The organism is Streptomyces qaidamensis, from assembly GCF_001611795.1.
In the GTDB taxonomy this organism is placed as follows: Bacteria; Actinomycetota; Actinomycetes; order Streptomycetales; family Streptomycetaceae; genus Streptomyces; species Streptomyces qaidamensis.
Genome location: NZ_CP015098.1, coordinates 3,634,047 through 3,651,034 on the forward strand (window position 1 = coordinate 3,634,047; position 16,988 = coordinate 3,651,034).

12 protein-coding genes and 1 pseudogene are annotated in these 16,988 nt (G+C 72.4%); 2 read left to right on the forward strand and 11 right to left on the reverse strand.

Annotation, left to right across the window (positions count from 1 at the left end; all coding sequences use genetic code 11):
- Window positions 1-111 precede the first annotated feature (111 nt).
- The 8 genes and pseudogenes from ahcY to A4E84_RS15920 all read right to left on the reverse strand — a co-directional run bounded on the left by ahcY (window position 112) and on the right by A4E84_RS15920 (window position 9,407).
- Window positions 112-1,569 (reverse strand): adenosylhomocysteinase, encoded by a 1,458-nt coding sequence (gene ahcY, locus A4E84_RS15890; RefSeq protein WP_062927214.1) that lies wholly within the window; start codon window positions 1,567-1,569, stop codon window positions 112-114.
- Between the two features lie 322 nt (window positions 1,570-1,891).
- Window positions 1,892-2,866, reverse strand: coding sequence for a cation diffusion facilitator family transporter (locus tag A4E84_RS15895; protein WP_062927215.1), 975 nt, complete (start codon window positions 2,864-2,866; stop codon window positions 1,892-1,894).
- Between the two features lie 156 nt (window positions 2,867-3,022).
- Window positions 3,023-4,174, reverse strand: a complete 1,152-nt coding sequence (manA, locus tag A4E84_RS15900) for a mannose-6-phosphate isomerase, class I (protein WP_062927216.1) — start codon at window positions 4,172-4,174, stop codon at window positions 3,023-3,025.
- A gap of 54 nt (window positions 4,175-4,228) precedes the next feature.
- Window positions 4,229-5,356 carry an SIS domain-containing protein gene (locus A4E84_RS15905; protein ID WP_062927217.1) on the reverse strand — a complete coding sequence of 376 codons (1,128 nt, stop codon included), beginning with the start codon at window positions 5,354-5,356 and terminating at the stop codon, window positions 4,229-4,231.
- A 173-nt stretch (window positions 5,357-5,529) separates the two neighbouring features.
- On the reverse strand, window positions 5,530-5,700 hold the full coding sequence (locus A4E84_RS40755; protein WP_079128977.1) for a Trm112 family protein: 171 nt from the start codon (window positions 5,698-5,700) through the stop codon (window positions 5,530-5,532).
- Window positions 5,701-5,771: 71 nt separating this feature from the next.
- Complete coding sequence (locus A4E84_RS15910; RefSeq protein ID WP_062927218.1) at window positions 5,772-7,136, reverse strand: phosphomannomutase/phosphoglucomutase; 1,365 nt, start codon at window positions 7,134-7,136, stop codon at window positions 5,772-5,774.
- Window positions 7,137-7,238: 102 nt separating this feature from the next.
- Window positions 7,239-8,851: pseudogene (locus A4E84_RS15915) on the reverse strand (L-lactate permease).
- A gap of 133 nt (window positions 8,852-8,984) precedes the next feature.
- Window positions 8,985-9,407 (reverse strand): DUF3499 domain-containing protein, encoded by a 423-nt coding sequence (locus tag A4E84_RS15920; RefSeq protein ID WP_030844668.1) that lies wholly within the window; start codon window positions 9,405-9,407, stop codon window positions 8,985-8,987.
- Window positions 9,408-9,701: 294 nt separating this feature from the next.
- On the opposite strand from A4E84_RS15920, the gene A4E84_RS15925 reads away from it, so the two are divergent.
- Complete coding sequence (locus A4E84_RS15925; RefSeq protein WP_107308329.1) at window positions 9,702-10,157, forward strand: metallopeptidase family protein; 456 nt, start codon at window positions 9,702-9,704, stop codon at window positions 10,155-10,157.
- A 22-nt stretch (window positions 10,158-10,179) separates the two neighbouring features.
- On the opposite strand, the gene A4E84_RS15930 is transcribed toward A4E84_RS15925, so the two are convergent.
- From A4E84_RS15930 to A4E84_RS15940, 3 genes are all read right to left on the reverse strand, one after another.
- Window positions 10,180-11,712 (reverse strand): DUF5719 family protein, encoded by a 1,533-nt coding sequence (locus A4E84_RS15930; RefSeq protein WP_062927221.1) that lies wholly within the window; start codon window positions 11,710-11,712, stop codon window positions 10,180-10,182.
- Complete coding sequence (locus A4E84_RS15935; protein ID WP_079128979.1) at window positions 11,709-15,371, reverse strand: glycosyltransferase family 2 protein; 3,663 nt, start codon at window positions 15,369-15,371, stop codon at window positions 11,709-11,711. Before A4E84_RS15935 ends, A4E84_RS15930 begins: the two co-directional genes overlap by 4 nt.
- A gap of 162 nt (window positions 15,372-15,533) precedes the next feature.
- On the reverse strand, window positions 15,534-15,797 hold the full coding sequence (locus A4E84_RS15940; RefSeq protein WP_010034659.1) for a WhiB family transcriptional regulator: 264 nt from the start codon (window positions 15,795-15,797) through the stop codon (window positions 15,534-15,536).
- 657 nt (window positions 15,798-16,454) lie between these two features.
- On the opposite strand from A4E84_RS15940, the gene A4E84_RS15945 reads away from it, so the two are divergent.
- On the forward strand, window positions 16,455-16,961 hold the full coding sequence (locus tag A4E84_RS15945; RefSeq protein WP_062927223.1) for a cysteine dioxygenase: 507 nt from the start codon (window positions 16,455-16,457) through the stop codon (window positions 16,959-16,961).
- Window positions 16,962-16,988: the final 27 nt, after the last annotated feature.

Genomic DNA, 16,988 nt, shown 5'->3' on the forward strand with positions numbered 1-16,988 from the left:
TGGGCCGGTCGCCGGTCCGTCAAACGGGGCAGGCCCCCGGCACGGGGGTGCGGGGGCCTGCCTCGGAGATCTGAACCGGTAGCCGGCTGACCGGCAGCGGTGCTGCTCGGCTCAGTAGCGGTAGTGGTCCGGCTTGAACGGGCCCTCGACCTTCACGCCGATGTACTCGGCCTGCTCGGGGCGCAGCGTCGTGAGCTTCACGCCGAGCGCGTCGAGGTGGAGGCGGGCGACCTTCTCGTCGAGGTGCTTGGGCAGCACGTATACGCCGGTCGGGTACTCGTCGGGCTTGGTGAACAGCTCGATCTGGGCCAGGGTCTGGTCCGCGAAGGAGTTGGACATCACGAATGACGGGTGGCCGGTGGCGTTGCCCAGGTTCAGCAGGCGGCCCTCGGACAGGACGATGATCACCTTGCCGTCGGGGAAGGTCCAGGTGTGGACCTGCGGCTTGACCTCGTCCTTGACGATGCCCGGGATCCTGGCGAGGCCGGCCATGTCGATCTCGTTGTCGAAGTGGCCGATGTTGCCGACGATGGCCTGGTGCTTCATCTTGGCCATGTCCGCGGCCATGATGATGTCCTTGTTGCCGGTCGTGGTGATGAAGATGTCGGCCTTGTCGACGACGTCCTCGAGGGTCGCGACCTGGTAGCCGTCCATCGCGGCCTGGAGGGCGCAGATCGGGTCGATCTCGGTGACGATCACGCGGGCGCCCTGTCCGCGCAGGGACTCCGCGCAGCCCTTGCCCACGTCGCCGTAGCCGAAGACGACCGCGGTCTTGCCGCCGATGAGGACGTCGGTGGCGCGGTTGATGCCGTCGATGAGGGAGTGGCGGCAGCCGTACTTGTTGTCGAACTTCGACTTGGTGACGGCGTCGTTGACGTTGATCGCCGGGAACAGGAGGGTGCCGTCGCGCTGCATCTCGTACAGGCGGTGGACGCCGGTCGTGGTCTCCTCGGTGACGCCGCGGATCTCGGAGGCCAGCTGGGTCCACTTCTGCGAGCCGTCCGTGATGGTGCGGTTCAGCAGTTCGAGGATGACGCGGTGCTCGTCGGATTCGGCGGTGTCGGGCGAGGGGACCTTGCCGTCCTTCTCGTACTCCACGCCCTTGTGGACGAGGAGGGTGGCGTCGCCGCCGTCGTCCAGGATCATGTTGGGGCCGCCGGTGGGGCTGTCCGGCCAGGTCAGCGCCTGCTCGGTGCACCACCAGTACTCCTCCAGGGTCTCGCCCTTCCAGGCGAAGACCGGGACGCCCTGGGGGTTGTCCACGGTGCCGTTCGGGCCGACGGCGATGGCGGCGGCCGCGTGGTCCTGGGTGGAGAAGATGTTGCAGGAGGCCCAGCGGACCTGCGCGCCGAGGGCGACCAGGGTCTCGATGAGCACGGCGGTCTGGACGGTCATGTGCAGGGAGCCGGTGACGCGGGCGCCGGCCAGGGGCTGCGTCGCGGCGTACTCCTTGCGGATCGCCATCAGACCCGGCATCTCGTGCTCGGCGAGGGTGATCTCCTTGCGGCCGAATGCGGCCAGGGAGAGGTCGGCGACCTTGAAGTCCTGTCGGTTCTCGACAGTCGTCATTGCGAGCTGCTCCTCGGAGTTGGGGCGAGGTGGGTACGGCTGGTCTGCGCGGCGGCGGACACAGGAGTGCCCGAAAGAGGACACAGGCATGCCCGCGTACGCGCAGCGCAGTCCGTCGGAGGCCCTCTCTCCCTCGGCCGGTCCGCATCGGACCGCCCGACCGCCATCAGCAGCGACGTCTGGCTCCGTCCCAAGCTACACCGGGGGCGGGGGCGAACCCCAGCCCGCCCGTGAATCCCCCGAGCGATCACCGGCGGGTCCGGGGACGGCGACGGGGCCCGCCGGTTGGTCCGGCGGGCCCCGTGGGCGCAGGCGGGAGAGGTCAGTGGGCCGCGGGGGCCGGGCCTCCGGGGGAGGCCTCGGGGTCGGAGCCCTTGGCCGCCTCGGCCTCGCTGTAGATGTCCGGTTCGAGGTAGATCACGCGGGCGATCGGGACGGCGTCGCGGATGCGGGACTCGGCGGCGTCGATGGCGGAGGCGATCTCGGTCGCCGTGTCGTCGTGCTGGACGGCGATCTTGGCGGCGACGAGGAGTTCGTCGGGGCCGAGGTGGAGCGTGCGCATGTGGATGATGCGGGTGACCGTCTCGCCGTCGACGAGGGCGGCCTCGATCTTCTGGGTCTCCTCGGTGCCGGCGGACTCGCCGAGCAGCAGCGACTTGGTCTCGGCGGCGAGGACCAGGGCGATCAGGATGAGCAGGATGCCGATGCAGAGAGTGCCGATGCCGTCCCAGACGCTGTCGCCCGTGAGCAGGGCGAGGCCGACGCCGCCGAGGGCGAGGATGAGGCCGACGAGGGCGCCGAGGTCCTCCAGGAGGACGACCGGGAGCTCGGGGGCCTTGGCGTGGCGGACGAACTCCTTCCAGGAGCGCTCGCCTCGCAGGACGTTGGACTCCTTGATGGCCGTGCGGAAGGAGAAGGTCTCGGCGATGATCGCGAAGACGAGGACGCCGACCGGCCAGTACCAGTTCGTCAGCTCGTGCGGGTGCTTGATCTTCTCGTAGCCCTCGTAGAGGGCGAACATGCCGCCGACCGAGAAGAGGACGATGGAGACGAGGAAGGCGTAGATGTAGCGCTCGCGGCCGTAGCCGAAGGGGTGTTGCGGGGTGGCCTCGCGCTTGGCCTTCTTGCCGCCGACCAGGAGCAGCGCCTGGTTGCCGGAGTCGGCGAGTGAGTGGACGGACTCGGCGAGCATCGACGACGAGTTACTGAAGATGAACGCCACGAACTTCGCTACCGCGATCGCGAGGTTGGCGGCCAGTGCCGCCACGATCGCCTTGGTGCCGCCTGACGCGCTCATAGGTTCGCGTTGTCCCTTCGTACGTACGCCGTTCCAGGGCCGGGACGCCGCCGTGTGCGGCGCCCGTGGCTTTGCCCGTGCTTGACGGTGGGCCATTGTTGCAGCCCGATCCGACTGTGGTGTTTCAGGTCACCGGCACGAGGGGCGTCGAAACGGTCAGGCGACGACCGTGGCCCGGAAGACCGTTCCCGTTCCGGACACTTCAACCCTTTCGCCGGCCGGTACGAAGACGGACCGGCCGGGGGTCAGGTCGTGCTCGCCCGCCCGGACGGCGCCGGCCGTGCAGAGCAGGATCTGGGGGGTCGTGCGGGTGAGGTCGCGGGCGGTGCCGGCTTCGGGCAGGACGTAGCGGGAGAGGCGGAACTCGTCGATGGGGGTCTCGTAGACCTCCTCGCCGTCCGGGGAGGCCTCGGGGCGCAGGACGCCGGGGTCGCCGGCTCGGAAGCGGACGATGCGCAGGAGTTCGGGGACGTCGACGTGCTTGGGGGTCAGGCCGCAGCGCAGGACGTTGTCGGAGTTGGCCATGATCTCCACGCCGAGGCCGTTCAGGTAGGCGTGCGGGATGCCGGCGCCGAGGTAGAGGGCCTCGCCGGGCTGGAGCCTGACGTGGTTCAGCAGCATCGCGGCGATGACGCCGGGGTCGCCCGGGTAGTGGTGGGCGATGTCGGCGTAGGGGGCGTAGGCGCCGCCGAGGCGGTCGCAGGCGGCGGCCGCTTCCGCGACGGTGCGGGCCATCTCGTCGGGGTCGGCGGAGAGGATCGCCGTGAGGACCTCGCGCAGAGCGGCGTCCTCGGGGTGGGCGTGGAGCAGGTCGACGTAGGGCTTGAGGGAGTCGACTCCGAGGTCGTCGAGGAGGGCGGCGGCCTCCAGCGGGGCACGGAAGCCGCACAGGCCGTCGAACTCGGTGAGGGCGCAGATCAGTTCGGGCTTGTGGTTGGCGTCCTTGTAGTTGCGGTGCGGTGCGTCCACGGGGATGCCCCGCCGCTCCTCGTCCGCGTAGCCCTCCTTCGCCTGGACGAGGTCGGGGTGGACCTGGAGGGAGAGCGGGGCGCCCGCGGCGAGGAGCTTGAGGAGGAAGGGCAGCCGGGGGCCGAACTTGGCGACGGCGGCGGGGCCGAGTTCCTTCTCCGGGTCGGCGCCGACGACCTCGACGAGTGTGCCCCGGTCGGTGCGCGAGGGCGCGCCGGGGTGGGCGCCCATCCACATCTCCGCCTGCGGTTCGCCGGTCGGTTCGACGCCGAGCAGCTGCGGGATGGCGGTCGGGGAACCCCAGGCGTAGGGGCGGATGGTGTTGTCGAGGCGGTCCATGGGGTTCTCTCTGCGTGTGCGGGGTGCGGGCGCTTCAGGGTGTCCCGGGCAAGATCAGACCCTCGAAGCGAGCGCCAGGTAAACCGCGGCGAAATCCGTGATGGCGATCAGTTCCGCGAGGGTCTCCAGTTCGCCGCCGGCCTCCGGTTCCAGCTCGCTGATCGGTGTGTCGTGGCTGAGGGCGAGGTCGCGGGCGCCGGGGGCGGCGGTGAGGCCGCCGATGGGGCGGTCGCGGAGCAGGACCACGCGCGCGTGCAGGGCGGGTGGTTCCTCGACGCGGTCGCGGAAGAAGTCGTCGGGGTCGGCGCTGGCGGCCAGTGGCCCGGCGAGCAGGGCGCCGTGGGCGGCGAGCGCCTCGGGGAGTTCGGCGACGACCGCGGGGGTTCCTGACAGTTCGGCGAGGGCGGCGGCGAAGCGGCGGCCGGCCGGGCCGGCCGAGATCCCCTCGGTCCAGACGATCGGGAGTGCGTCGGCGAGTTCGGCGGCGAGGGTCTTGGCGGCGTTGCTGTACGTGGCGATGGCCGGGCCGCAGCGTTCGGCGACGCGGTCGAGGCGGTCGGCGACCTTGCCGAGAGCGTCCGGCGGGGCGGCGAGTACGCCGGTGCGGTCCAGGAGCGCGAGCAGCGGGGTGAGCAGGGCCCACAGGACGCCGGGGGCGGACGCGGCGAGGGGCTCCTCTTGGTCGTAGGGGGCGGTCGCCACGGGGACGAACAGGCCGTGCACACCGGCGAGGGCGTCGGCGAGCGGGGTACGGGCGGGGGCCACGGCCACGACGGTGCAGCCCCGGCGGTAGGCCTGCTCGGCGAGGAGGGACAGACCGGGTTCGGTGCCGTCGGGGGTGGTGATCAGCAGGAGGTCCACGGAGCCGACCCAGCCGGGCAGTTCCCAGCGCAGGGCGCCCGCGGCGGGGGCGACGCCGGTGGGGGCGAGGCGAGTGACCGGACTGCCGGCGCCGGCGAGCGTGCCGATGAGGTCGGCGGCGTGGGTGGCGGCGGCGCCCGGGCCGGCGATGAGGACCGCGCGGGGGCGGCCGTCCGGCTTGAGGTCGCCCACGCCCGCCTCGGCGGCGTGGCGGGCGGCCGTGCGGACGCGGGCACCGGCTTCTGCGGCGCCGCGGAGCAGTCCGCGGTGGTCGGCCTCGGCGAGGCCCTCAGGGGAGTCGAGCAGCGATTCGTCGAGCATGGGCGGCAGCTTCCCATCGCCGGGGTCCGTTATGAGGGTGTCCTGGATCGTGCCCGCTGTGGCGGGGGCTATGTGTGCCCCGGGGTGTCCCGGTGGGTGCGTGCGCCCCCTGTCGGTCACGCGGGGGCTATGGGTGCACCGGGTGTCCCCGTGGGTGCGGGCGCCCCCGTCGGTCACGCGGGGCGGCGGGCCTCGTCGACGAGGAGGACGGGGATGCCGTCGCGGACGGGGTAGGCCAGGCCGCAGCTGGTGTCGGTGCAGATCAGTTCGGCTTCCTGCTCCTTGAGGGGGGCGTGGCAGGCCGGGCAGGCGAGGATCTCGAGGAGGCCGGATTCGAGGGGCATGAGGGGTTCCTCCGAGGGTGCGGGCGCGTGGGGTCGTGCCTGGTCAGGTTACCGCCGGTGGGGGTGGGGCCTCAGCTCCTGATGATCCCCAGCACCTCGTCCCGGACCCGGGCCATCGTCTCGGCGTCCCTCGCTTCCGCGTTCAGGCGCAGCAGAGGCTCCGTGTTGGACGGGCGGACGTTGAACCACCAGTCGGCGGAGGAGACCGTGAGGCCGTCGAGCTCGTCGAGGGTGATGCCCTCGCGGGTGCCGTAGGCGGAGCGGATCGCGGCGAGGCTGGCCTGCTGGTCGGCGACGGTGGAGTTGATCTCGCCGGAGCCGGCGTAGCGGTCGTACTGGGCCACGAGGGCGGAGAGGGGGCCGGCCTGGCCGCCGAGGGCCGCCAGGACGTGGAGGGCGGCCAGCATGCCCGTGTCGGCGTTCCAGAAGTCGCGGAAGTAGTAGTGCGCGGAGTGCTCGCCGCCGAAGATCGCTCCGGTTCGGGCCATCTCCGCCTTGATGAAGGAGTGGCCGACGCGGGTGCGGACCGGGCTGCCGCCGTTCTCCTCGACGACCTCGGGGACCGACCAGGACGTGATCAGGTTGTGGATGATCGTGCCCCTGCCGCCGTGTCGGGCCAGTTCGCGGGAGGCGACCAGGGCGGTGATCGCCGACGGGGAGACCGGTTCGCCGCGCTCGTCGACGACGAAGCAGCGGTCGGCGTCGCCGTCGAAGGCGAGGCCCAGGTCGGCGCTCTCCTCGCGGACCCGCTTCTGCAGGTCGACGAGGTTGGCCGGGTCGAGGGGGTTGGCCTCGTGGTTGGGGAAGGTGCCGTCGAGCTCGAAGTACATCGGGACCAGCGTCAGCGGCAGGCCGGTGAAGACCTCGGGGACGGTGTGCCCGCCCATGCCGTTGCCCGCGTCGACGACGACCTTCAGGGGGCGGATGGAGGTCAGGTCGACCAGGGAGCGCAGATGGGCCGCGTAGTCCGACAACGTGTCGCGGCCGGTGATGGTGCCCGCCTTCGCGGCCGGTTGCGGGGCGCCCGACTCGCTCCAGCCCTCGACCAGTTCGCGGATCTGCGCGAGGCCGGTGTCCTGGCCGACCGGGGCGGCGCCCGAGCGGCACATCTTGATGCCGTTGTACTGCGCCGGGTTGTGGGAGGCGGTGAACATGGCGCCCGGCAGGTTCAGCGCGCCCGAGGCGTAGTACAGCTGGTCGGTCGAGCAGAGACCGATCTCCGTCACGTCGGCGCCCAGGGCGGCCGCCCCGCGCGCGAAGGCACGCGACAGGCCCGGTGAGGAGGGCCGCATGTCGTGCCCGGTCGTGATGGCGCTCGCGCCGGTGACCCGCACGAAGGCCGCTCCGAAGAGCTCGGCCAGGGACTCGTCCCACTGGTCGGGGACGACTCCGCGTACGTCGTACGCCTTCACGACCTGCGACAGATCAGCAGCCACGGCCAACCTTCCTGAAAAGTACTGTCGGTCCGCCCAAACTACCCTCGCCCACCGACAGCGCGCCGGGCGGATGCCAAGAGGACCCTCAGCCGTAACCTCAGGTCAGGGCAGCGTCCAGTCCAGGACCGGGGTGCTCTGGCCGACCACGATCAGGCCCATCACCAGCAGCGGGCCCAGGCTCCGGGGCAGCACCTTGCGCAGCAGGTCGCCCTCGCGGCCCGCGATTCCGACGGCCGCGCAGGCGATGGTGAGGTTCTGCGGGGAGATCATCTTGCCGAGGACGCCGCCGGAGCTGTTGGCTGCGGCCAGCAGCTCGGGCGAGAGTCCGGACTCGCGGGCGGCGGTGGCCTGGAGGGCGCCGAAGAGGGCGTTGGCGGAGGTGTCCGAGCCGGTCACGGCGACGCCGAACCGGCCGAGGACGGGCGACAGGAACGCGAGTCCCGCCCCGGCCGCCGCCACGCAGTGGCCGATGGTCGCCGCCTGCCCGGAGAGGTTCATGACGTAGGCGAGCGCGAGGACGGACGTCACCGTCAGGATCGCGAAGCGCAGTTCGTGGACGGTCGCGAGCCACTCCCTGACCGCCACGCGCGCGTGCACCCCGAGGACGGCGGCCGTGCAGATCCCGGCGAGCAGGACGAGGGTGCCGCCGGTCGACACGACGGGCCAGCTGAAGACGTTGCCGGCGACCGGTTCGCCGTCGGGGCCGGCGACATCCAGGAAGGGCCAGTCGAAGGTCTGGGTGGTTCTGGCGAGCCAGTCCTTGACGGCCGTGCGCGACGGAGAAGATCACGACGATCAGGGCGTAGGGGGCGTACGCGCGCAGGACCTCGCGGGGCGGGTCCTGCTCGTCCAGTTCCTCACTGCGGGCGCCGGTCAGCACGGAGGCGCGTACGGCTTCGGCGGCGGGCACACACGCGCGCGTGGTACGGCGACCAGGGCGCCCGCGCCGGCCAGGGCGGCGCCGATGTCCGCGAGTTGGGCGGAGACGTAGTTGGAGGCGGCGAACTGGGCGACGGCGAAGGCGACTCCGCACGCCAGGGCGGGCATCCAGGTCTCACGCAGGCCGCGCCGGCCGTCCACGAGCCAGACCAGACCAGGGGCACCACGAGGGCCAGCAGCGGCGTCTGACGGCCCACCACGGACGCCACGGAGTGAATCGGCAGTCCGGTCACCTGGGCGAGCGTGACGACCGGTGTGCCCATCGCGCCGAAGGCCACGGGCGCGGTGTTGGCGACCAGGGCGACGACCGCGGCGCGCACCGGTTCGAAGCCGAGGGCGACCAGCATCACCGCGCTGATCGCGACGGGCGCTCCGAAGCCGGCGAGCGCCTCCAGCAGCGCCCCGAAGCAGAAGGCGATGACGAGGGCCTGGATGCGCGGGTCGTCGGACAGCCGCCCGAAGGACCGGCGCAGGATGTCGAAGTGCCGGGTGCGGACGGTCATCCGGTACACCCACAGGGCGTTGACGACGATCCACAGGATGAGGAAGAGGCCGAAGACGGCCCCCTGGGCAGCGCTGGAGAGGGTCTGGCAGAGCGGCATGCCGTACGCGAGCCGGGCGACGAGGACGGCGGCGACAAGGCCGGTCAGGCCCGCCAGGTGTGCCTTCATGCGGACGCCGCCGAGCAGGACCAGGACGATCACCAAGGGCAGGGCAGCCACCAGGGCGGACAGGCCGAGTGAGCCGGCGAGGGGTTCCAGTTCCCGGACGTACACGGGCGCCTTCCCGGTTTCCGTCATGCGAAAGCGATTTCTCGCAGCCTCACGCCGGAATGGTCATGTCCGCGCCAAGCTCACGTCAATGGTGCGCGTGTGGAGAAAACGGGAATGCGGGGGACCGGGGGTGGGGTCAGTTGTCGGGCGAGCGCAGAACCCGCAGGTGGCCGCGTCGCGCGACCTCCCTCGGGTCGGCCCCGCGACCCCCGCCGCCCGCCCCGGCCGCCCGCTCCTGGGGACGGGCCGCCTCGCGCACGGCGTTCGCAAGCGCTTCCAGGTCGTCGCCGCTGGGGCGGGCCGGTGCCGAACCGTCGAGGAGCCGGACGACTTCCCAGCCGCGCGGGGCGGTGAGGCGCTCGGAGTGCTCGGCGCACAGGTCGTAGCAGTGGGGTTCGGCGTAGGTGGCGAGCGGGCCGAGGACCGCGGTCGAGTCGGCGTAGACGTACGTCAGCGTCGCGACGGCGGGACGGCCGCAGGCGGTGCGCGAACAGCGACGTACAGGGCTCACGACGTTGGACGGTACCGCACTCTTGAGCGGGCCGCGACGACTCTCCACCAGGTCACCCCACCGTGTCGTGCTGTGAAACACCCCACACACCCCTCCGGGCACACTTCGCTGACCTGCCAGGACATCGCCGTCCGGAGCGCCGAACGGTGCCGCAAGCGGTCAAGAGTCATCACAAAACCCTCAATTGCCGTGAGGGTGCCGGTCTCGGCGGGATACGGATTTGAGCCCAACCTTGGCTTGAATGGTCATGTAACGACATGCCGTGCGGCGCGGCCGGAAGCCGCCCGTGCCGCCGTGCGGTGCCGGGCGCGGGGGCGCGGCGGGGACTACCCTTCACCAGTGATGGACAAGCCCGTACCGCCCCGTGCCGCCGCCCCCGGGCCCCGCCGTCGTGATCGCCACGGACGGGGCATGCGCGGCCCCATCGCACCGCCGCAGGTGCCGCTCGCCGCGAGCCGCGCGGAGGCGTTCGCCGATCTGGTGCAGGACTCCGTGGAGCGCCTGGAGCGACGGTGGCCGCAGCTCGCCGACGTCGACTTCCTGGTCCTGGAGGTGCCGCGGCTCGACGGGCCCGGCCAGGCCTGGAACGACGAGGCCGTTCCGCTCGGCGGCACGATCAGCGCCCGCGAGGGCCGCCCCGCGCGCGTGGTCGTCTACCGGCGGCCGGTCGAGATCCGCACGAAGGGGCGCGACGAGCGGGCGGCACTGGTGCACGAGGTCGTCGTCGAGCAGGTCGCCGAGCTCCTCGGGCTGACGCCGGAGACGGTCGATCCGCGCTACGGCGAGGACCAGGGCTGAGCCGGATCCCGGCCCGGCAGACCTACTTCTGGAGCACCGACAGGTCCTCGTCCGCCTCCGGCACGGCCACTGTCCCCCGGTCGTCCGGCAGTGTCTGCACGGTGAAGGCGGGGACGCCGCCCTCGCTCGCCGCCAGGGTGCGGGCGCCGTAGACCGGGCCTCCGGAGACCGGCTCGACCGTGAGCGCATAGGTGCCCTTCAGGCCGCCGGGGACCGGGGGTTCGATGTCCTGGGTGGTGCCGGCCTTGATCGTGTACGTCTTCGACACCGGGGTCCCGCCCTCGCTGCCGGCCGAGGCGGTGACCTTGACCGTGGCGGCGGCGTTGGGGGCCGTCAGGGACAGGGTGCTGCCCTTGCCGCTGTTGTCCGCGGACGTCGCGCGCGTGCCGACGGGGCGACTGGCCGGGATGAACGCCGTCTCCTGCTTGTCGCCCTTGCCGCGTACGACCCGTAGGGCCGCCACGACCGGCACGGACCGGTCCGTCGGCGTCAGGACCAGGGAACCCGCCTCGCCGCGGGTGACGTCGCCCAGGTCGACGGCGGTCGTCATGCCGCCCTTGACGTGCACGGTCTCGTGACCGGCCGGCGTGATCAGCCCGGAGGGGGAGGCCAGACGCACCTTCAGGTCCGCGTCTGCGTCGGCGGGGGTGAAGGCGACCAGGCGCACGGAGGTGGCGTCCTTGGGGATGCCGGGCAGGACCAGGCTGCCCGACGGGTCGGCGGACGCGGCCAGCCAGTCACCGCCGAGCTTGTCGTCCAGGGCCTGCACGGCGGCGCCCACGCGTCCGCTGCGGACGTTGACGTGCACGGTGAGGTTGGTCTGCCGCTCGTCGGTGAGGGTGGACAGCAGGACCGGCTCACTGGAGTGCGGCTGGACCGTGATGCCCTCCCCCACCGCGGACTTCAGCGCGCCGTCCTTGCCGTAGAGCTCGATGTCGACCACGGCGGCCGAGTCGTCGGGGTTGGTCAGGTGGACGTAGTCGGTGCGGTCGGCGTCCGTGCTGACTCCGGGGAACCAGAAGTCGGTCTCCGGAGCGGTGCAGTTGACGCCCTGCAGGCCTCGGCCGGTCCCCGCGGCGACCTCGGTCGTCTCCTGGACGGTCCAGCCGGGCGCGAACCTGCCGTCCGCGGTCCCCACGAGGGCGGGCGCATCGCCGCCGGAGCTGTCGACGGTGACCGGCTTGCCGGGCTCCTTGGGAGTCAGCACCGGTTCCGCGGTCTTGTCCTTGCCGGACTTCCCGCCGTCCTTGCCCGCGCCTTCGTCCTTGCCGTCGGCCGGGGCGTCCGCCGACTCCTCGGTGGCCGCCCGCAGTTCGGCCTTGCCGCCGCTCCCGGTGCCCTTCGTGACGGGCGTGAAGGAGGTGTAGGACGTCTCGGCGAGGTCGGACGTGCTGGGCGCCGGGCACAGCAGACTCGTGCGCTCCACGGGCAGTTGGGCGGCCGCCTTGGCGGCGGTGTCCGTGCCCGGGGTGTCCGGAGCGGACAGCGCGGCGAAGCCGGTGACGGCGGCGAGCGCGGTCGTGCCGGCGATCAGGGACAGGGTGGTGCGGTTCACTGCTGGCTCCCGTCGGGACGCTCACTGCCCGTGCCGTGGGGGTGGTGCTGCTGTGCCGGGTCGTACGGCGTGCCGTAGCCCTGCTGGTAGGCCTGGTCGTAGCCCTGCTGGTCGTACGGCTGGTTCTGGCCCTGTCCCCCGTACGCGTACGGGTCGTACTGGCCGCCCTGGTACGGGTCCGCCGGGTACTGCTGCCCGTAGGCGTCCGCCGGGTACTGGGCGTTCTGGTACTGGTCGCCGTAGTTCGCGTACTCGCCGCTCTGGTAGCCGGCGTTGTCCCACTCACCGTAGTTCTGCTGCTGCGGCACTGCCGCCGGCGGCTGCTCAGGCTGTGGGGGCGGGAACTCCTCGGGTCCGGCGGCCTCTTCGGTCTCGGCCTCCGCCTGGGCGCGCAGTCGCCGGGCGCGGCGGCCCTCGCCGGCGACGGCCTGGGCCGGGACGGCCGGCTCGTCGGGGAGGTCGTCGTCGATGTCGCGGCGCCGGCCGGGCAGGGCCAGCACCACCAGGACGACGGCGAGCAGGCCCTGGGCCCACAGCCAGGCCGTGTGGCCGATCGGGTCGTCGTAGGTGACGTCCAGCCTGCCGCCGGCGGCGGGGAGTTCGAAACCCTGGGCCCAGCCGTCGACCGTGGTGCGGGTCAGCGGCTTGCCGTCGAGCGTGGCGGACCAGCCGTCTGAGGCGGAGTCGGCGAGGCGCAGCAGCCGCCCGTCCGCGCCGGTCGGGATCGTCGTGTGGATGTCGACGGGTCCGGCGGCGACCGGCTGCGGGGCACCGGCGGATCCGGAGTCGGGGGTGATGGTGGCGCGCGCTACCTCACGGTTGACGCGCCACAGGGCTCCGCCGTCCTGCTGGCTGAGGCGGGTCAGGCCGGGCGTGGCGTCGAGGACGCGGGTGACCTCGCGGGGCGCGCCCTGGTGGACGAGGACGTAGCGCACTGCGAAGCCGCCGAGCTGGTCGGCCTGGTCGGCGCCGGAACCGGCGACGAGGTTGGCGACGACCTTGTCGAGCCTGCTGTTCTCCCCGTCGGCGGCGGCGATCTCGCCGTCGCCCAGGCGGGCGCCTGAGCCGCGGACCAGCATGTAGACGACGCGGGCGCCGGAGTCGCTGTCGAGGACGAGGGTGCGGGCCTGGTCGCGGGTGCCGCTCTCCTCGGCGACGAACGCCGGGACCTGGGTCGGGTCGCGCCGCTCCAGCGGGCCGTCGGCTCCGCGGATCATCCAGCCGGCGGCGATGAGCAGCGGACCGGCGGCCGAGGCGAAGGCGATCAGCACGGCGACCGGCTGGCGCCAGCCGAAGCTCTGCTCGGCCACCCGCGCGCGTGCCCCGTCGGCGCCGAGCGCGGCGGCGGCCAGCAGGGCGATGCCGTAGACGAGGGTCGCCGGGCCGGCCCAGGTGGAGCCGTTGGACAGGACCGCGAAGACGAAGCCGGTCAGGGCGACCGCCCAGGCCGTCCAGATGCCCGACTGGCGTTCCGAGCGCACCAGGGCAGCGAGGGCGGCCAGCACGATGCCGAGGAGCATGAGGCCGCTGACGGTGCCGGGGCCGCCCGGGCTGGCGCCGAGCAGGTCGAGGGCGGAGGCGGCCGAGGCGCCGTAGTCGAGGCCCGCCTCCTTGAGGAAGCCGAACGGGAGCAGCGTCAGCGACCAGGGCGCGAGGAGCAGCAGGGGGGTGCCGAGCTGGGCGAGGAACCGCAGCCCGTAGGCCGTGATGTCGCTCCTGCGCAGCACCAGCAGGCCGATGCCGAGGAGCAGCGCGATGGGCCACACGATCGGCGTGAAGGCGGTGGTGATGGTCAGCAGCAGCGCGTACGCCCAGGTGGCGCGCCAGCTGCCGCGGGTTCCGGCGGAGTTCGTCAGGCCGCCGGCCGCGATGCCCGCGCGGGCGATGAGCGGCAGCAGCACGGCCAGGACGGCGGTGCCGATGCGGCCGCCGGCGAGGGCGCCGGTGGCGGCCGGCAGGAAGGCGTAGACGACGGCCGCCCAGGCGCGCAGCAGCCGGGACTCCACGAGCGGGCGGGAGGCGAAGTAGGCGGCGACTCCGGCCAGCGGCACCGAGCCGACGAGCAGGACCGTGACGGCGAGGCCGGTCGAGCCGAACAGCAGGGACGCCAGCATCGCCACGAGCGCGACGTACGGCGGCGCGGACGAGGTGCCGCCGGTGCCGACCGGATGCCAGGCGTCCAGGTAGCGCGACCACAGCTCGGCGGAGTCGGCCGGGGCGGGCAGCAGGGCGCCGCCGGCGAGCGCGCCGCCGCCCAGGAGCTGACGGCAGGCGACCAGGGAGACGAGCAGCAGCACCAGGAAGAGCACCGGGCCGGGCTTGCGCGCGATGCGCTTGAGCCGGGCGAACTGCTCGATCTCCAGGAAGTCGGCGTCGTCGCCGCCGGGGCCCGACTCGACGGCGCCGCCGTGCCGTCCCGCGCCGGCGGCGACCTCCGGGTCGGAGCGGCCGACGAGGCTGCTCGCGACCTGCTCGACGGTGACGCGGACGGTCGCGCCGGGCGGCGGGAACAGCGCCCGCAGCTCGCCCTTGTCGATCCGGGGTGCGCCTCTGCCGCGGCGCCCGGCGAGGATCCGCTCGGGCCTGAGCAGCGTGCCCAGCAGGCCGCGGATCTCGTCGACGGCCTGTCCGGGGACCTTGCCGACCAGGTAGGCCACGGTCCGCAGCAGGGTGCCGAGCACGATCCGCAGCATCACCCAGGGGAGGACGGCCGTACGCGAGTTGACGAGCAGGGTGTAGACGGCGCCGGCCTTGTCGACCTTGTGCGGGGAGGCGGCCGCACGGCCCATGCAGTCGACCGTGCGGCGCTCGCGGCTGGAGGCCTCGGCGTGCCGGACGACCGCCTCGGGGGCGACCAGGACGCGGTAGCCGGCCGCGTGCGCGCGCCAGCACAGGTCGACGTCGTCGCGCATGAGGGGCAGATGACGGTCGAATCCGCCGAGCTGCTCGAAGACGTCGCGGCGGACGAGCATGCCGGCGGTGGACACCGAGAGCACGGTCCGGACGTGGTCGTGCTGGCCCTGGTCCTGCTCACGGCGGTCCAGGCCGGTCCAGCGGCGGCCGGAGTTGGCGATGGAGACGCCGACCTCCAGCAGCTGCCGCCGGTCGTACCAGCCGCGGAGCTTGGGGCCCACGACGGCGACGTCGTCCCGGCCCAGCTCGTACTCGTTCTCCACGACCCGCAGCAGCTGGGCCAGGGCGTCCGGGTCCGGGGCGCAGTCGTCGTGCAGCAGCCACAGCCACTGCACCGGCTCGCCGTGCGGGAGCTCGGGCAGGTCGTAGGCGTCGTCGCGCCAGGAGCGCGTGACGGGGTCCCAGCCGCTGGGGCGCTTCAGGTACGGCAGCTCGTCCGGGGTGAGCACCGGGGCGGTGCGGCCGCACTCCTCGACGGCCTGGCCGAAGCCGGTGCGGCGGGCGAGGTGCAGCACCCGGTCGGCGCCGAGGGCGTCGGTGACCAGCTGCGCGGAGGCGTCCGAGCTGCCGGTGTCGGCGCCCATCGCGTACTGGACGGGGCGCTCCTGGCCGAGCAGCCCGGCGAGCGCGTCGGGCAGCCAGCGGGCGCCGTCGTGGGAGACGAGGACCGCGGTCACCACATGACGCGGGAACTCAGGTGTGGCAGCGGCGTCGTGATGGGCTGCCGAGTGGCTGTGCACGGACATCGAGGTACGGGCCCCGGTTCGGTGGACTGCGGTGGACGCCCGTGCCCGGAGGGGGCGGCGGGGCGTCTCGGACGAGCGACCACACTATCGGCTGCACGGAAGACGGCCCGCCGCCTGTGGATAACCCACGGACGACGGGCCGTTCACGCAGAGGGGTGGGGCTCAGACGGCCGCCTTCTTCAGCCGGCGGCGCTCCCGCTCGGACAGTCCGCCCCAGATGCCGAAGCGCTCGTCGTTGGCGAGGGCGTACTCGAGGCACTCGGAGCGGACCTCACAGGCGAGGCAGACCTTCTTGGCCTCCCTGGTCGAGCCGCCCTTCTCGGGGAAGAAGGACTCGGGGTCGGTCTGGGCGCACAGCGCGCGCTCCTGCCAGCCGAGTTCCTCGTCCGCGTCGTCGACCAGCAGTTGCTGCACCGTCTCGGTCATGTGCGCCCCTCGTCTGTCTTCGCGTCCCCGTGATCTAGCCGTTACCGATTCCGGCTGAACGACACGAGTGAAATTACAAGTGTGCTGCTCCGGGCGAGTCAAGCCGAGATCTGCTATTGAGCCCCTTATTCACTCTGCGGAACCAAGCCCATGCGGAAAGTGTTCAAATCACCTTAAAACCTGACACACGGGCGGAGCCCGCGAGGGCCCACACCTTCCGCCGGACCCCTCGCAGACCTCTACAGGGAAGGACGCCCAGGAGTTCGATCTCGTTCCGACACGCACGTCGAAGCGAAACGGATCACAGTCGGATCACGACTACGCAACGGGGTTTGTGCGCCCGGTTGGACGCCATGTGTCCCGGGCGGGCCATGAACAAACCTTTCATCTGAGCGATCGACCGGATGAGGTGAACCACATCCCACATACCGGGTGCCGAGTTGACAGTGGAGGTGTGAACCGGTGTCCTTGTGGGCATGCTCGCGAACTCGGCACTCACCTCGACCCGCACCGCCGGGTCCCACGGTGCTGCCCGCGCTCGCTGTAGCTGTTGCTGTCCCAGCTGTTGAGCCACACCCGCTCCAGCTGAAGGCCGAGCCACCCGTAGCTCGCCTCCTGTTCCCTCTGACCTTCTTTCACTGAGGAACCACGCACCCCATGAACAGCGACAGCGACCTCCAGATCGCCGGCGACATCCTCGAAGTCACGCACCTCCTCCAGACCCCCCGCGAGCACCCGGCCACCGTCGCCGAGTTCGCCGGCCTGGCCCGCTCTCTCGCCGAGGACCGCTCCCAGTGGGAGCACCTCGTCCGCTACGACGCCACCAGCCGCTGGTACCACCGGCTGCGCACCGGCCCCGGCTACGAGGTGTGGCTGCTGTCCTGGGTCCCCGGGCAGGGCAGCGGGCTGCACGACCACGGCCGTTCCTCCGGTGTGCTGACCGTGCTGGACGGCACGCTGACCGAGCGCACGGAGCGGGGCACGCGCGCCTTGCGGGCGGGCGCGCAGCGCGTGTTCGCGCCGGGGTACGTGCACGAAGTCGTCAACGACGCGCTGGAGCCGGCGGTGAGCCTGCACGTCTACTACCCGGGCCTCACCGAGATGCCGATGCACACGGCCCCGCACTGCGAGGCCCGGGCCCTGCCGGGTGCCGTGACTGCCTGACCCGGATGTCGTAGCCGCCTGCAAGAC

Coding starts and splice junctions, on each gene's coding strand:
- A4E84_RS15895 (WP_062927215.1), bottom strand. CDS start 2,866: ATGAGCGCGTCAGGCGGCACCAAGGCGATCGTGGCGGCACTGGCCGCC.
- A4E84_RS15905 (WP_062927217.1), bottom strand. CDS start 5,356: ATGCTCGACGAATCGCTGCTCGACTCCCCTGAGGGCCTCGCCGAGGCC.
- A4E84_RS40755 (WP_079128977.1), bottom strand. CDS start 5,700: ATGCCCCTCGAATCCGGCCTCCTCGAGATCCTCGCCTGCCCGGCCTGC.
- ahcY (WP_062927214.1), bottom strand. CDS start 1,569: ATGACGACTGTCGAGAACCGACAGGACTTCAAGGTCGCCGACCTCTCC.
- A4E84_RS15925 (WP_107308329.1), top strand. CDS start 9,702: ATGGACAAGCCCGTACCGCCCCGTGCCGCCGCCCCCGGGCCCCGCCGT.
- manA (WP_062927216.1), bottom strand. CDS start 4,174: ATGGACCGCCTCGACAACACCATCCGCCCCTACGCCTGGGGTTCCCCG.
- A4E84_RS15935 (WP_079128979.1), bottom strand. CDS start 15,371: ATGTCCGTGCACAGCCACTCGGCAGCCCATCACGACGCCGCTGCCACA.
- A4E84_RS15940 (WP_010034659.1), bottom strand. CDS start 15,797: ATGACCGAGACGGTGCAGCAACTGCTGGTCGACGACGCGGACGAGGAA.
- A4E84_RS15945 (WP_062927223.1), top strand. CDS start 16,455: ATGAACAGCGACAGCGACCTCCAGATCGCCGGCGACATCCTCGAAGTC.